Source organism: Bacteroidales bacterium (assembly GCA_012519055.1).
Taxonomy (GTDB): domain Bacteria; phylum Bacteroidota; class Bacteroidia; order Bacteroidales; family Salinivirgaceae; genus JAAYQU01.
Genome location: JAAYQU010000045.1, coordinates 1 through 17024 on the forward strand (window position 1 = coordinate 1; position 17024 = coordinate 17024).

Consider the following 17024-nt stretch of genomic DNA (forward strand, 5'->3'; position numbering starts at 1 on the left):
AATTTAGTCAATTTATTTCTATGTTGTCGTTTTTTAGCCTTGCTGCTAACGTATAATTTACGAAACAAATATACAACATTCGTATATATTTAACTTATAACATTCGTATATTATTTTTCTATTTTAAACATCAATATTTTTATATATCTCAGTAAATCAATTAAATGAAACAAATAAAACAAATTAAAAGCATTTGTATTTGCGAATGTTCTACTATATTTGCAAAAAATATAATCCTATGCAAATTGAAACCTTATTAGCCGATTATGAAAGAAAGCTAGTACTTCAAAGATACAGTAAAAACACTATTCTTAATTACAAAAGTGCACTGAAAAGTTTTCTGCAAATTGCAGAACAAAAATTTTGCAGTCCAAATGAGCTTGGTGTGGCTGAAATAGAAAAGTATGTTTTTTGGAAAATAAATAAGCACGCAGTAAGTCATTCTTATCAAAGGATGATAGTTGCATCAATAGATAAGTTTTACCGATTGGTGGTTGGAGTGGAGTTAAACTTGAAACATCTGTATCCTTCCCGCAAAACACATACGTTGCCGAAATATTTAAGCCTGGATGAAGTAAAGAAAATGATTGACTTAACGACAAATCAAAAACACAAGTGTATTATTAAACTTCTGTATGGCTGTGGATTGCGTTTGAGCGAACTGTTAAATCTAAAAATCACAGATATAGATTCTGGCAATATGGTTGTTCATATTCAAAATTCAAAGGGGAACAAAGACAGGGTGGTTATGCTTTCTAATCAATTATTACAAGATTTGAGGGAATATTTTTTAGTATATAAGCCCAAAGAGTATTTGATAGAGGGGCAGGGAGGTGGGATATATTCCGAAAAAAGTGTGCAAAATGTGGTGAAAGATGCGGCTAAGAGAGCTGGTATCAAAAAACAGGTAACTCCGCATGTACTGCGTCACAGTTTTGCAACTCACTTGCTTGAAAATGGAACAGATATCAGGTACATTCAGCAATTATTAGGGCATTCTTCTATCAAAACAACAGAGATTTACACGCATATAACAGATATTTCCAAATCAAAAATCAAAAGTCCATTGGATTATTTGTAATTAACAGAATCTATGAGGTAAAAGCCATAGTCTTGTTTGTAATACTGTTATGTGGATGGTGGACAAGGTTTCAAAGTAAACGCCTGTGGAATCCTAAAAAAAATACGTGCTTTTTAGGACACACCACATTTTAACCCAACAAACCGTGATAATCCGTTAAATCTGTGTTTTCTGTGTTCCAAATACTTTTAGCTTAAATTGAATCCTCAATATTCCAAACAAAAGCCCGTAGCCCGTGTTGTTCGTACTCCTTGTTTATCTCTTTTAAATTTGCGAGAATAGGAGCAACTTTTTCATCTTCAACCATTACAATATGGGCATTGTTCAGTTCGGGCCAGGTATGAGTTCCTTCACGTGGTATTCCCTTTACTGACCCTCGACCTCTAACGTCAATCCATTGGCTGTAGCCACGAACTGAGTGTTTGTCTAAAACCGTTTGAACTAAGCCGGTAAGTGATTGATTATATGTTATAAATATAGCTTTCATTTTAAATACTATTTAGGGTTTTACTGTGCAATAATGCGTGTTTACGTGTACGTTTAATTTTCCCAACACCAAATATTGTGTAAATAGTTGGAATTAGAACCAAAGTTACCAATGTCGAGAATGTTAAACCTCCAAATATCGCTATAGCCATAGGTTTCCACATTTCCGAGCCTGTTCCTGCAAAGAATATCATCGGAACCATTGCCAATATCATTGTCAGCGAGGTCATTAGAACAGGTCTTAGTCGCGAGCGACCAGCACTAATAACGGCTTGTCGTAGCGAGTATCCCCTGTCAACCAACAGGTTAGTGTAATCAACGAGTATAATACCGTTTTTGACTACAATACCGACTAACATCACGGCACCTATAAGTGATATTACGTTTATCGTTGAGTTAAAGATATATAGCGCAATAAAAACTCCGGAGAATGCGAATGGTACCGAAAACATTATAATTAATGGTTCTACAAGCGATTCGAACTGCGATGCCATTACGATATAAACAAGTATAAGAGCGAGTAAAATAAGCAATACAATATCAGCAAATGTTTTCTGCATATCTTCGGCACTACCGCCAAACTCAATTGTAACATCTTGAGGTATATTCATTTTTGCTATTTCGGCTTCAAGAGCTGTTTTAACTGTTCCCAAATCCGCTCCCGACAATGCTGACGACACTTTAATCATTCTCACCTTGTTTTCGCGTTCGATTTTAGGTGGTGAGTAAAATCGTTCTTGTTTTGTTATTTCGCCCAACCTTACCAATCTTCCTTGAGGTGTCATTATACTGATATTTGCAATATCATCGGTCGATTGTCTGTACTGTTCGTCATATCTTACAATAACATCGTATTCGTTACCATCTTCTTTGTATTTTGTTGCTGTTAACCCGTTTACACGGTTTCTTACTGCTACGGCAACCGAAGCCGTAGTTAAACCGAACGATGTCATTTTTTGATTATCAAGAACCAATTGAATTTCAGGTATTTCAGGGTCACGACTAATTAATACGTCCTTTGCACCTTCAATCTCTTTTAATGCATTTGAAATATTTTCGGCGACAATACTAGTTTCGTCAAAATCATTGCCATATATTTTTACTTCTAATATGTTTCCTCCACCCATTCCACCCATACCTGACCGAGAAGATCCTGCATCGACATAAAATTTTTCAACTTCTGGGAGTTTTTCTATGTCTTTACGCATCTCGTCTGCTATTTCAAAAATAGAGCGTTCTCTATCAGCAACAGGCGTCATTTTCATTGTGTAAGTGATAATGTAGTTTCCTGTTTCACCAAACACAGACATTAAACTATTTTCATCTCCTGCACCTGCACTGGTTGAAAGGATACTAATTTCAGGATATTTATTGCTAAAAACAGAATCAAGGTATGTGGCTGTTTTAACAGTTTCTGAAAGATTACTGCCTTGTGCAAGTTTTACTTGTGCCGATATTCTGTCGTTATCGGAAGCTGGCATAAATTCTGAACCCAATAGTTTTGTTAAAAACATTGATGAAACAAAAATAACGATAGCCGAAATAACTACTAACCAACGATGTCCGACAACGAAAGTCAAAGTTTTTTCGTAAAAATTATCCATTGCCTCTAACATATCCTGCGATAGCCAATAAATACGACCGCCAAAGCCTTTTCTTTCAGGTGTTTTAACTTTCAACATTTTCGATGCTAAAACAGGTGTAAGTGAAAGTGACACAACGGTTGACATCAATACTGTAATCGATACGACAAAACCCAAAGGTTTAAACAAAATACCTGTCATGCCACCAAGCAAGGTAAGCGGTAGGAATACTGCAACAATTGTTAGAGACGCAGCCATAACTGCCAGATAGACTTCACTTGTACCATAAATAGCTGACTCTTTGGCAAATCCGCCTCGTTCATACTTTTTGGTAATATTTTCAAGTACAACAATGGCGTCGTCAACAACTATACCTATCGCAATTGCCAACGAAGAAAGGGTTATAATGTTAATAGTGTCACCCGCTAAATACATGTATATAAATCCGGCAATAAGCGATATAGGTATTGTAATGGCTACAATAAATGTTGCGCGCCAACGTCCTATAAAAAATAAGACAACTAATACTACAAAAAACAACCCATAAAGTAACGTTTCGGAAAGATTATCAATAGCTCTTTGTGTGTTTTCAGAAGCATCCATTAAAATATTTACTTCAACGTCAGGTGGTAGGTTTTTTTCCAACTGTTTCATTCTATCGCGTAGATTTTTTGCTACAGTGACGGTGTTAGCTTCCGATTGCTTTTGAATCAATATTCTAACGTTTTTTTCACCATTGGCGGTTTCGAACGATTTAATATATTTTAATGTATCTCTAACGGTTGCAATATCTCTTAAATAAACAGTTTTTCCGTTGTAATTACTGACAACTAAGTTGTTAATCTCGTCGCTACTTTTAAACTCGCCTTGCAGCCTTAAAGGGATATCAACATTTCCTATTTCAAGGCTTCCCGATGGTACGTTGATATTATTTGCACTTAAAATACCCGCAATCTGCTCGACTGTAATGTTATAGGCATCAATTTTTCGGGGATCTACGTCAACCATAACGGCGCGTATCGGGGCACCAACAAGTATAATGTTTCCAACACCGTCAACGCGGTTTAAAGGTTGAACAATTCTGTTGTCCAAAATATCTTTAATTGCCGGATAGCTTTCGTCTGCAGATACCGTATATACTAAAACAGGCATCATGCTTGTACTCATTTTTAATATTGTTGGAGTTTCAACTTCGTCTGGCAACGAACGTTCAATCATGCCTATTGCATTCCGTACTTCGTTTGTGGCTTCGTCGAGGTTTGCGCCCCATTCAAATTCTAATCCGACAATAGAGATGTTCTCTTTTGAGCTTGAAGTAATTTTCTTAAGATTTGATAGTGAGCCAAATCCATCTTCAAGTTTTCTGGTAACGTTTTGTTCAACGTCAACAGCGTTTGCACCGTGATAATAGGCGAAGACGGCAAGATATGGCGGGTCGATTTTAGGGAAAAAATCTATAGGTAGTTGTAGATACGAATAGATTCCGAAAATCAATACGCCCACAAATATCATAATGGTGCTTATTGGTTTCTTTACGGCTGAATTATATATACTCATGTTATTGTCATTTAATTCTATTAAATTTTCGTTTTGGATATAGTTACCTATTCCATGATTTCAATTTCACTCAGATGTTCAAGTTTGTTTTGCCCGATTGTTACGATTTCGTCACCTACATTTATCCCTTCAACAATTTCGGTTTTATCGTCAAGCATACGACCTGTTTTTACTAACTGTCTGTGAGCCACGTTATTGCGATTTACAAACAGATACATGTCATTTGTTCCGGTCTGTTTAACCAATGCAATTGTGGGGACTAAAATAGCATCGCCTACGCCAACGTCTAACCTGATTTTTGAGAACATTCCCGGACGAAGTTTCAAATTGCTATTGTTAATTTTAAGTTCCACAGTAAATGTTTTTGTTGCATTATCAATGGTTGGATAAATTTTATTAACCTCGGCATTAAAGGTAACATCTGGGTAGATATCACATTCAACTATAGCTTTCATTCCTTTTTTAATAACTGGAAAATAGTTTGCCGATACTCCTACAAGCGCTTTTAACTGATTGATTTGAATCAAAGATATTATTGCAGGCTTGCCAATTAGTGGCGAGGGTGCACCAGTATATATTTCGCCATCTTCGAAATATTTGCCAGAAACAACTCCACTGAAAGGAGCTTTTATTTTGGTGTTTTCAAGTAAAAACTCATAACTTGTTTTTGCAAGTTGATAACCCTTTTTTACTTGATCGTATTGTTGATCTGCAATACTTCCCGATTTTTTCAACTCTTCGACTCTATTATAGTCGGTTTCAATACTTGTTAAATTTATTTTTGCCTGTTCCAAATTGGTTCTGTCCATCATAGCCAAAATCTGACCTTCTGAAACATTGTCGCTAATATCAACATTGATTTTCTCGATTCTTCCGGGTGATGCAGGTGCTATATGAACCTCCTCCCACGGGGCAAGTGATGCTGTAAAATCAATCGTGCGCGATATTTTTTCGGGTTTTACAACAGTCGTTTTAACCAATACAGCTTTGTTAGTTTCTTGAGTTTCGGTTTCTGATGTTGTGTTTTGCCCACAGCCTACAATTAGTGTAATTAAACCGAGCGCTGCAACTTGTAAATAATACTTAATATTCATGATTATATGGTATTTTAAAGGTTACTGTTTAATTTTCGTAATGCCAGTTCGGCGTTTAATAGCTCAAGCAAAACTCCTGTATAACTAGTTTCTGCTTTTAAATATTCGCTGTTGGCGTTTGTAAGCTCAAGGCTTGATATCATTCCTTGTTCGTGTTTTAGGGTTACGTTTTCCAACACTTCTTTGGCTATCTCTACGTTTGTTTTTTGGTATTCGTATTGTTCTAAAAGGTTTTGATACGTGTAATTTAGTTGTCGTTCTTGTATTGTTAGTTGGTCTTGCAATAGCGTCAGTGTATTTTCAGCTGAATATAAATCAACCTTGGCTTGGCTTAGTTTCATATATCGCTGACCGCCAGAAAAGATTGGAATATTTAAGGTAACTCCAAGAATATTTTTTGGTGATATGTCGAACTCCGGCTTTTTGATTTTTTCGGTATAGGAGTAGAATGCTGCTAATGTTGGAAGAAAATTAGCTCTCTGCATATTTACATTTTTTTGAGCTATTTCAGTTTGCAACTCCACCAATTTATAATCCAGATTGGCAGAGAGATTAAACTCCTGTTTACTTTCGTTATTGTTTATAAATCTATCAACAAGATCTTCGAGTGTATCTTCTAGTTTGATTTTTTGGTCGGAACCTAAGCCCAATTGTAATCGTAAAAGATTGTATGCCAATTCTGTCTGTCTTTCGGTTGATTTTATGGCATTATCAACTGTTGTTATCATTACAGAGAGCTTTTTGGCTTCAATTTGTTCGATAACACCAATGTTTGCCATGTTGCTGGTTTTCTTGTATATATCTTCGATATTTTCGCGATTACTCTGCATGGTTTTCAAAACTTGTTCAGAAACTAATACCATGTAGTAAGCCCTGATTGTCTGTTCTTTAACATTCAGTTCGTCTTTTTCGTAAACCTGTTCGGTTATCTCTTTTGCAAGCTTAGATAGTTGGATACCAACAAAGTAGTTTCCATTAAAAAGAAGTTGGCTAACAGTTGTTTGAAAATTACTGGTAGGGTTAAATGGAATTTTTGCAGGTATTGGTCCAAAATTTATTATTGCTGATGCTCCTAAAAAGTTTTGATAATCGAGTGATGCCTGAATTTGCGGTAATCCCGCTGAAATAGCTTCTTTTACTTGCATTCCTGATTTTTCGATAGCATATTTTGAGTTTACCAATTGCTTATTGTGTTCAATTGAGTAACTCACAGCACTATCCAACGAAAAAATCATTATATCCTCTATTTGCTCTTGACCTATCGAGGTTGCCACAAGAGCCACAGAGCACAGAATAGTTGTTGTGATTTTTTTAATTGTTCGTCTCATAAAATAAATTTGTTTTTAGTATATTTAGTTTTAAGGTTTTTAATTATTGATAATCAAGATATTGTAAGCCAATTTAAAAACTCGGATACTTTGTTTTTGCTAATCGTAATTTTGTCGTCTAAAGGAACATTCAAATTTACTGCCAATTTGCGTGCAAAATATTGTGAAGTATCTTTAATAGCTTTACGATTAATCAGATATTGTCGATTTGCTCTATAAAATCCGCTGCCTGCTATTTGTTCCAATTCGTCCAACGATTTTTTTATGGTGTATTTGTTGTTATCGAGAGTTATTAGAAAAGTATCCTCGTTATCTATATAAAATACTGCCACATCGCTAATACTTACAGGAACAATCTTATCCTTTACGTAAACTAATATAGACTGTTTTTGGGGCTTTTGGTTTAACAAGTCTATGATAGCTTGATATTGTGACGAATCGTGCGAAAAGTAACCTTTAATCTCATGATATTTACGCAATGCTTCGCTAACACTCTCTTTATCAAATGGTTTAAGCATATAGTGAATACTGTTAACTTCGAAAGCGTTCAGTGAATATTCGTTATAAGCTGTACAGAAAATAATTGGCGCATTTACAGGCACTCGCTTGAAAATTTCAAAGCTAAGACCGTCACCTAACTGTATATCGCTAAAAATCAAATCTATAGTGTCGCTATTATTTTCAAAATAGTTTATAGCCTCTTTTACAGATTTTAATGAAGCAACAATCTTTATCTTGTTGTCAACAAGTTTCAGTGTTGTGGCTAAATCTTTTGCAGTAATTGTTTCATCTTCTATGATTACAACTTTCATTCTCAATTACTTTTATTGTTACTTTAAATTTCTCGTCGCTATTTTCAATAACGATGTCGCTACCCGTAAGTATTTTGTATCGCTCCGAAAGATTTTTAAGACCCATTTTTGTGCTGCTCTCAAGTGACATCTTTTGCTGGATATTGTTCTCGACAGTTAGCCAACCATTTGAGTATCTAACGCAAAGCTTCAAGGGAGAGTCTTCGGTAAGTGCATTGTGTTTTATGGCATTTTCTAACAGTACTTGTAGCGCAAACCCTGGTATATTGGCGGTTCTGACAATATCGTCGGGTATATTATATTCAAAAATCAACGCATTTCCAAAACGTATTTTTTGCATTTCAATAAAATCGGTGCAAAGCTTCAACTCATCTTTAAGTTTTACAGTATTGCTCTCGACAGACGATATTGACGCTCGCAGAAATCCCGAAAGGCGAATTATATACTCCTCGGCTAATGATGGGTTTTCCTTAATCAGCGACTTCAAAATGCTCATCGAGTTAAACAAAAAATGCGGATGTATCTGTTTTTTTAGTTGATTTTTAGCAGCTTCCATGTTTTCTAACTTTAGTCGGGCATTCTCCAACTCAAACTTTGTTTTCTTATCGTGCAACAAAACCATTTCCTGAATAAACAACACAAAAGTATTTGTAACAATTGCCATCACAAATGGCGACAAATTTCCCATTGAATGCGTGTGTGGATGAGCATTAACACTCTCAAAATTGGCATATATGTTTGATGATTTTATAAACAAAACAAAAAATCCGGAAGCTAGTGACGAAAAGATATAAGAGGATATATATTTAAGTGCCTTTGTTTTACGGTTTTGCTCCTGTCTTTCGGCTATATGTGTAATTATTAGGTTGATAGCCCAAACAATATAGATATTTATGAAAAACAGGGGAATGGATATCAAATAAAACTTTATCGGGAGATGCCGTGTAGCTAAAATTGGAGCCAACGACAGTAAAGTCATTAACAGCGTGGTGTTTAACGACAGTTTAATTAATTTCCTACGTGTCAAATGCGATAGTGTCATACCACAAAAGTACAATCATTATTTGGTGTAATTAACTATTTTTTTGTAAAGCGGACAAAATTAAGGTTGAAAAGGACAACAAAAGTCTATCAATGTTTTTGTTAAATTTGTGGTATAATTATTTTAGCAAATTAAAAACAGACTTTTAAACATCTTAATATTACATTTGTTGTATTAATCGACCAATTTGGCTTTAAGGTTGACAAAAGTCGATAATTATTTGCCAAGGAATAAATTATAAATGAAAGTACCAACCAATACTTTATTACCTGTCGATGAGCTTGTTAGACTATTGTCGTTAACAGGAGAAGATTCCAATAACATAATTAATTATGCTAATGAGGTTAAACTCAATTCAATAGGCAACACAGTCTATTTTCGCGGATTAATAGAATTTTCAAATCGTTGCACAAAAAACTGCTTCTATTGCGGTATCAGGGCAGGCAATTCAGATTTAGAGAGATACGACCTAACAGATGATGATATTCTCGATGCTGCACGATTTGCATACGATAATCGTTACGGGTCAATTGCCCTGCAAGGAGGCGAGCGTTCAGACCCAAGCTTTGTTAAGCGTATAGATATATTGGTAAAAAGAATCAAACAACTCTCAAATAATCAGCTTGGTATAACACTCTCACTTGGCGAGCAAACTAAAGAGACCTACCAAAGATGGTTCGAGAGTGGTGCACACAGATATTTATTGAGAATTGAGACATCTAATCGTGAGTTGTATTCCAAAATACACCCTCAAGACCGTTTTCACAATTTCGACAACCGTTTGGAAGCTCTTCATAGAATTAAAGAGGTTGGTTATCAGACAGGTACAGGCGTTATGATAGGTCTCCCTTACCAAACCTTAACTGACTTGGCAAACGACCTTGTTTTTATGAAAACGTTTGATATTCACATGGTTGGCATGGGACCGTTTATTGAACATCATAGCACCCCGTTTCACTATGTCGAGGGGTTAATGCCACTAAAAGAGCGTTTTGAGTTGACTTTGAGAATGTTAGCACTGCTTCGTATAATGATGCCCGAAATCAATATGGTGGCTTCAACAGCTATGCAGGCAATTGACCCCATGGGGCGTGAGAAAGCGTTACTGGCAGGAGCAAACATTCTAATGCCAAATATAACACCGGGAATGTATCGCGACAGTTACAAGCTGTACGAGAATAAACCCAGTACAAACGAAGATGCCGAGGAGTCCTTACGCTATATCGAGAGCCAAGTAGCGAAAGTAGGTTGTAAAGTCGGATACGATGAATGGGGCGATTCGAAACATTTTTATGCTCTGAAAGGAGAGTGATGTACTATGTTGATTGATAGTGCTTTCTATTCCTCGTCTAACGATTTTACCGTCATCAACAAGAAGTCCAAGCACTTGCTATAATCCAACTCCTCGTATTCAACACCAATTTTCTTGATATTGTTGTAGTAATCATTCAGTTTCAGATAATAATTTTTTTCTAATTGAATAGAGTGTGCTTTACTGCCCAACTTTTCCAACAAGAACCATTTTTCAATCAGTCTCGCAGTTCTACCATTTCCGTCTTGAAAAGGGTGGATTTTTACAAAAACCAAATGAATTAACGAAGCGTAATAGAATATCTCAAAGGAGTTTAACTCTCTGTTTTGCAGTATCTTAATATCACTAAAAAGTTTATCTAATTCAGAACTAACCTGTTCGGGACTTGTTGCAACATATTCAATCTGGTCATTGCTATTTATTACAAACATAGGATTTGTTCGGATAGCTCCCTGCTGACTGCTATGCAGTAGATTTGCACTTAATATTGCATGAGCTTTCTTAACATTTTCAAGGGTCAGTTTGTTTGAATCTATAAACTCATAGGCAGAATATAAATCATCAGCTCTCTTGGTGTAGTCTGCTTTGAACCGCACTTTCATAAACTTGTGTTTTATATAGCTGTCGAAATCAATATCTTCTCCCTCAATCTTAGACGAATAAACTGATGAGGCTGACTTGTAGAACTGAAAGTAATCGACAGGTAGCTCTGGTTTCTTAATTCTGTTCAGCTTGTCAATAGGAGATTCTTCTAATATTAGAGTAAACTCGTCTAACAGCTCTGATGTTAAAATTTTGAAATTCATAGGCACTATTTCAAAAAGAGCGTAACCCTCAAAAGTAATAATATTCTGCTTTAAAAAAATGCCTCGACTGGAAAATAGTCAAGGCACTTTTTGATTTACTTCTAATGTTCTATATCCACCTAACAAGATTGAAATCCATTTTGTAAGTCATTTCAGAGTGTTTAGGGAATATGCGAAGTGCGTACTCAAACATTCCGGGCATTGAAAAATTAATGTTTGTTGAATAGAATGCCATTGTGTCAATACTGTTATTTAATTCAAGTTCGTAAGAACATTGTATTCGTCTAATTCCTTTTTCATCTGTTTTAGTCATAACAATTTCAACTCCAACATCTTCAGGATGTATGCCTTTTAAGTTTAATACCACTTCACCATGATACGGTTCCCCTAAACTGAACTCTCTTTTTGTAGTATCAGGAAAATCAATTGAAATAACCTCTATATTATCCCAACTGTTAGTTATCTGTTTTTTCCATGTGGCTAATCTGGCGGCTTTTACAAAGTCGTCTGCGACAATTTGTTTGTGACGTTCTGCCAATGGCTTATAGTACTGTCTCATGTAATCTGCCATCATTCTGCTTGTTACATAGTGAGGTGCAATTTGGGCAATACTGTTTTTAATTGTTTGTATCCATTCATGAGGAATACCTTTCTTATCGCGTTTGTAAAACAGTGGGATAATTTGATTTTCAAGCAAATTATAAAGTGTAAGTGAATCTAATTCGTTTTGGAAATCGTGATTTGAATATGTTTGCTTGTCAGTTAATCCCCAGCCAGCACCTTCGCGATAACCCTCTAGATACCAACCATCTAATACACTGCAATTTAAAACACCGTTTAGTGTTGCTTTCTGACCGCTGGTGCCCGATGCTTCAAGTGGTCGGGTAGGGGTGTTGAGCCAAATATCGACACCTTTTACTAAGCGTTTTGCAAGCTGAATGTCGTAGTTTTCGACAAATATTATCTTTCCTGTAAATTCGGGCATTCTACTAACCTCAATTATCTGTTTAATAAGGTCTTGTCCCGGTTTGTCGTTCGGGTGAGCCTTTCCTGCAAACAGGAACTGAACAGGTCGCTCTTTGTTGTTAACTAATTGTGACAATCGCTCTAAATCATTAAACAGCAGATTTGCTCGTTTGTATGTAGCAAAACGTCTCGCAAACCCAATGGTTAGTGTATTGTCATCGATTGTGTCTAAAACTTTTTGAAGTCGTTTGGGGTTGTCGTTGCGTTTAATCCAATTATTCTGGTATCTATCTTTAATATATCCTATCAGTTTTTTACGTAGTATTTGTCTGATTTCCCAAATTTTTTCATCTTCAATTTCGTAAATTTTCTCCCAGTATTTTGGATTATAGTTGTCTTTAATGAAATCGGGTCCGAACTTGCTTTCATATAACTGTCTCCATTCTTTTGCTGTCCATGTTGCATAGTGTACACCGTTGGTTACGTGACCAATATGAAGCTCCTCGGGGAAATATCCCTTGTAAAAACTTTGGAACATGTCGCGTGACACTTTGCCGTGAAGCATACTTACGCCGTTTACTTCTTGACACGTGTTAACAGCCAAGATACTCATTGAAAACTTTTCATCATGTTTTCCGGGTACCCAGCGACCAAGATTCATAAACTGATCCCATGTGATTTTTAAACGATCGGGTGTATGTCGAATATACATACGCATAAGCTCCTCAGAGAAAGAGTCGTGACCTGCAGGAACAGGTGTATGCGTCGTAAATAGACTTGAATGTCTAACAACTTCGAGTGCTTCCTCAAAGCTTAAATGTTTGTCTTCCATTAAGTTGCACATGCGCTCTAGATTGGTAAATGACGCATGTCCTTCGTTAAGGTGATATACATCGCACTCTATTCCAAGTTTGTTCAGTAATCTTATACTACCAAAGCCTAAAACAACCTCTTGTCTTAAACGATTTTCACGATCGCCACCGTAGAGTTGATGTGTAATGGTTCGGTCTATTTCGTTATTGTCTTCTAAGTCAGAATCTAACAAGTATAATTTAATTCTTCCAACATTTATTAGCCATACGCGAAGTTTTACAGCCCTCCCCGGCATAAAAACATTGATTAACAGTAAGTTGCCATCTTTATCTTTAACGGGAATCACTGGTATGTTGTTAAAGTTTTGATCTTCAAGATAAACAACTTGTTCGCCGTTTAAAGTAAGCTGTTGGGTAAAGTATCCTTTTTTGTATAAAAATCCTACTGCCGTCATGTTTACGTATGAGTCGCTAGCCTCTTTTAAGTAGTCTCCAGCCAATATTCCAAGACCTCCTGAATAAATGTTAATGTTATCATTTAAGCCGTACTCCATACTAAAGTAAGCAACTGAAGGGTGTTGATTTTGCTTCTCAGACATATAATCGTCGAACATTTGCATTACATGCGTGAAATTAGCATTAAACGTAGGGTCAGACTCTAACTCCAACAAGCGTTCTTGTGATACGTTGTTGAGCAAAACAATAGGATTCTTTTTTGATTTAAACCATAGGTCAGTATCAATATATTTGAAAAGCTGACTAGCTTCGTAACTCCATGACCACCATACATTCATAGCAAGTTTCATAAGCCCATCCATTGATGATGGAATATCTGTCAAGACTCTCATTTTCTTCCAAGATGGTTCATTTGAGAGTATTTTAGTACCCTCATAAGTTTCTATTGAAACTGGTGTTTGTTCGGCTGTCCTATATCGTTCTACGTTTTTGGAAAGTCCAATGCTATATGCTTTTTCATAGTATTGTATTAACTCTTCCCATCTTGCCGACTCTGATAGTTTTTCGGAGTTATTACGTGCTTTAGTAACTTCACTTTTACTTAATTTACTGTAGTCAGTTATTGTTTTGGAAATTTCGCTAACTACTTGATCAATATTAGTTTCAGAACGCTCAATTACTACTGCGCCATCTACAATAGTTTTTACTTTGTCGTTAATCCACTGTCCAAATCCTGAAAGTGAAGTGGTTATTGTCGGTATTTTAAAGGCTAATGATTCTAAAGGTGTGTAACCCCATGGTTCGTAATATGATGCAAATACTGTAAGGTCGGCACCTATAAGTAGATCATAGTATTCCATATTGAACAATCCGTCTTGTTCGTTTAGGTAGCAGGGTACAAATATGATTGAAACATCGCCGGGGTTATTTAGTCCACACTCATTTATTTTTCTAACTACCTGATCGTAATTAAATTCGTGTAAATTGTGGGTTAGATACGGATTTGGCAAGTCCGTTTTTTCTTTACTGTTTAACTTATCTAATAAGTCTTGTCTAACTCCGCCGTGATTTGCAGGAACTGTAATTAACGCTATTATTTTCTTATCTGTGGTTTTATTGTTTCTGATGTTGGCAATTGAGTCAATAAAAACATCTATTCCTTTATTTCTGAACTCGTATCGTCCTGAGTTCATTACAATTAGAGTATCCTCATCGTATTGTTGATTTGTTAAAGCGCTTACAATATCAAATATTTTATTTCTGGCTATTTTTCGTTTTTCGATGAACTCTTTTTCATGAGGCACAAAATCGCTTTCAAATCCATTTGGAGTCACGATATCGACCTCTTTTTCAAGTAAATATTTACACTCATTGGCAGTTATTGTACTTACTGTAGTAAAAGTATCAGCAACTCTTGCAGCTATTTTTTCTAAAGAGTGTTTTGCTGTAACGTTAAATTCGTGTGCTTTTACAAACCCGTTGTATTCTCCTAAATTTTGATATAGAGGCTGATAATTGCTTGCTATACACCGACCTGTAATTGTAGCATGTGTTGTAAACATTGTACAGATGTGTGGTGTATATTTTTCCAAATACAACACACCAGCGGCTGTCATCCACTCGTGAAAATGTGCTATTACGTTAAGTCTTGGTGAAAGGTTAAATCGACAGAAGTTTTCTATTACCTGACCCGCAGCATATCCAAATAGAGCAGGTTCGATAAAATCCCAGTCTCCAGAGATTGAATCGAGTTGATATGTTTCCCAAAATTCGGTAAAAATTTCATTTTTCTTGACTATCAGTGGTGTGTAGTCTATAAGTAGAGCCATAGGATTCCCTGGTATTTGCCAGCGCCCCATTCTAACTTTTAATCCCTGTCGTCTGGCGTGGCTTACCCAAGTTAAGTAAAGATTTTTGTCTTCCTTAAATTCTGACATGCCACTTGAGTGGTGCGCATTATCAGGACCTATATATATGATTTTTGCTTCTACCGCATTTGATAGGGCAGGAGACTTGGTGCTTATAACTGTATGTATTCCTCCAACTTTATTACATACTTCCCAACTTGTTTCAAATATGAATCCTGGTCTTTTATTTACTGTGTTCATTCGGTTCATTTGTTAGTTTTTTCATTTATTAGTTAAAAAGTGTCAAAAATAGTCATAGTTTTTGTTTTGCAAACAAAAACGTTTGAATCTTAAATATTGGCACAATCCACCTGCCTTATTGTTTTTTATTAGTGTTGGTTTTTGGTTTTGTGATTTTTTTGCCTGACTTACTACTACTTGCTGTCTGTTCTTTTGCTTTGGTTGTTTTTCCTTTCGTTGTCTCTTTCGTTGTGCTCTTTTGTGTGGTTGTGGTTTTTTTAGCCTGAGTAGTTTTCCTACTTGGTTTAGCTTTGGTCGTTCCTGCTAAATGTCTTAATTCACGTATAATCTCCTCTTGTCTTCTGTTAACTTTTGTTAATCGCTCAAGCTCGTGTCTGATATCGAAGGTAAAACCTGTAAATAGCATAAAGTCATTGAGTATATTTCTAAAATTTATATATGCCTCATAAGGGGAACCAAAAGGATTAAAGCGTTTGTGACCACCATCAGAGAACCATTTCGTTGACATTAAGTAGAAATGATCACTGGATTGTAGGTAATAGTATATTCTTTTTATCTCTGGGTCTGTTTGCGAATTAATAAAATTCTGCATTTCGTAGAGTTTATTAACAGCATCCTTTTGTAGTTCGTTTCCAAGCCAAGCGGTGGTGTCACGTTCTTCGTCAGCCCATGACGTTGGGTATTCAATATTTATTGGTGATATTGGTTGCAGTGATTTTACTGCTTCGGCAGGTGTGACAAATTCTAATTTTTTGCTATTTATTACATGGTCCGGAAAATAACGTAGAAAGTCCATGATTCCCGAATCATGTGGTTGATGCTCGCCAAATGTTTCATAATCCATAAATATGTTTACAATCTCCTCTTTTGCATCAATATTTTTAAGCCATGAAACATATTTTTCTGCTGTCAGGGGCCATTGATCCCAATTTCGGTCAGAGAAACGGAATGCTATATCGTCGCTAAGTTTAAAATTTCTAAGAAGTACCTTTTGTTTGGGACAAACCGGATTGACATAAATAAAATTAGGACTACGCCAACCCAAAATATGTTTGGCACCTTCGGCAACAACTCCATTATAGCCTAATTCAAAGACATCGGCACCAATTTCGTTTGAATATATAAGTTCGGTATTTCTAAAGGTCTTTGGTTTATAGTTAAACAGCTCCTCTATGGTTTTGCTGTGTTGCACGACTTGAGCCAAAAACTCCTCTTTGTTTTTCAATGCAACCAACGAGTGAGCATAAGTTTCGGCTAGAAATTCCACATGTTTTGTCTTAGCCAATTTTTGAAATGATTCCAAAACTTCTGGTGTGTATTGTTTCATTAGATCAATTGCGACTCCTGAAATAGAAAAAGCTATCTTGAATTTGCCTTTGTGTTTGTTCAAAAGATCTAATATAATTTGATTTGCAGGAAGATAACACTTTTCTGCCAATCGTCTCATTTGATTTTTGTTGGCATAATCGTCAAAATAGTTGTGGTTATGACCAATATCGAAAAAACGATAAGTTCTTGGTCGATATGGCTGATGAACCTCAAAATATAGGCAAATTTTCTTCATGATTTATCTGTATTATA

General features: G+C 35.9%; 11 protein-coding genes. 2 read left to right on the plus strand and 9 right to left on the minus strand.

Annotation, left to right across the window (positions count from 1 at the left end):
- Positions 1 to 238 precede the first annotated feature (238 nt).
- Entirely contained in the window at positions 239 to 1081 is an 843-nt protein-coding gene (locus GX311_08150) for a tyrosine-type recombinase/integrase (GenBank protein NLK16353.1), read from the plus strand.
- 193 nt (positions 1082 to 1274) lie between these two features.
- Here the strand turns inward: GX311_08150 and GX311_08155 are convergent, their stop codons facing one another.
- The 6 genes from GX311_08155 to GX311_08180 are packed head-to-tail and all read right to left on the minus strand — an operon-like array spanning position 1275 to position 8920.
- A complete protein-coding gene (locus GX311_08155) occupies positions 1275 to 1568 on the minus strand; it encodes a hypothetical protein (GenBank protein NLK16354.1) in 294 nt (97 codons plus the stop codon).
- Position 1569: 1 nt separating this feature from the next.
- Positions 1570 to 4707: an efflux RND transporter permease subunit gene (locus GX311_08160; protein NLK16355.1), complete on the minus strand. Its 3138-nt coding sequence runs from the start codon at positions 4705 to 4707 to the stop codon at positions 1570 to 1572.
- Between the two features lie 47 nt (positions 4708 to 4754).
- Positions 4755 to 5801: an efflux RND transporter periplasmic adaptor subunit gene (locus GX311_08165; GenBank protein ID NLK16356.1), complete on the minus strand. Its 1047-nt coding sequence runs from the start codon at positions 5799 to 5801 to the stop codon at positions 4755 to 4757.
- 14 nt (positions 5802 to 5815) lie between these two features.
- Positions 5816 to 7129, minus strand: a complete 1314-nt coding sequence (locus tag GX311_08170) for a TolC family protein (GenBank protein ID NLK16357.1) — start codon at positions 7127 to 7129, stop codon at positions 5816 to 5818.
- A gap of 53 nt (positions 7130 to 7182) precedes the next feature.
- Entirely contained in the window at positions 7183 to 7941 is a 759-nt protein-coding gene (locus GX311_08175; GenBank protein NLK16358.1) for a response regulator transcription factor, read from the minus strand.
- Positions 7916 to 8920, minus strand: a complete 1005-nt coding sequence (locus GX311_08180; GenBank protein ID NLK16359.1) for a histidine kinase — start codon at positions 8918 to 8920, stop codon at positions 7916 to 7918. Before GX311_08180 ends, GX311_08175 begins: the two co-directional genes overlap by 26 nt.
- 304 nt (positions 8921 to 9224) lie before the next feature.
- Between GX311_08180 and hydE the strand changes: the two genes are divergently transcribed.
- The gene (gene hydE / locus GX311_08185) at positions 9225 to 10295 is read left to right on the plus strand and encodes a [FeFe] hydrogenase H-cluster radical SAM maturase HydE (protein NLK16360.1); all 1071 of its coding nucleotides are present in this window, start codon (positions 9225 to 9227) and stop codon (positions 10293 to 10295) included.
- Between the two features lie 26 nt (positions 10296 to 10321).
- Here hydE and GX311_08190 read toward each other — a convergent pair whose 3' ends face one another.
- From GX311_08190 to GX311_08200, 3 genes are all read right to left on the minus strand, one after another.
- Positions 10322 to 11101: a Fic family protein gene (locus GX311_08190; GenBank protein ID NLK16361.1), complete on the minus strand. Its 780-nt coding sequence runs from the start codon at positions 11099 to 11101 to the stop codon at positions 10322 to 10324.
- A 109-nt stretch (positions 11102 to 11210) separates the two neighbouring features.
- Entirely contained in the window at positions 11211 to 15443 is a 4233-nt protein-coding gene (glgP, locus tag GX311_08195) for an alpha-glucan family phosphorylase (GenBank protein ID NLK16362.1), read from the minus strand.
- Between the two features lie 115 nt (positions 15444 to 15558).
- Positions 15559 to 17007, minus strand: a complete 1449-nt coding sequence (locus GX311_08200; protein NLK16363.1) for an alpha-amylase — start codon at positions 17005 to 17007, stop codon at positions 15559 to 15561.
- Between the last annotated feature and the right edge of the window lie 17 nt (positions 17008 to 17024).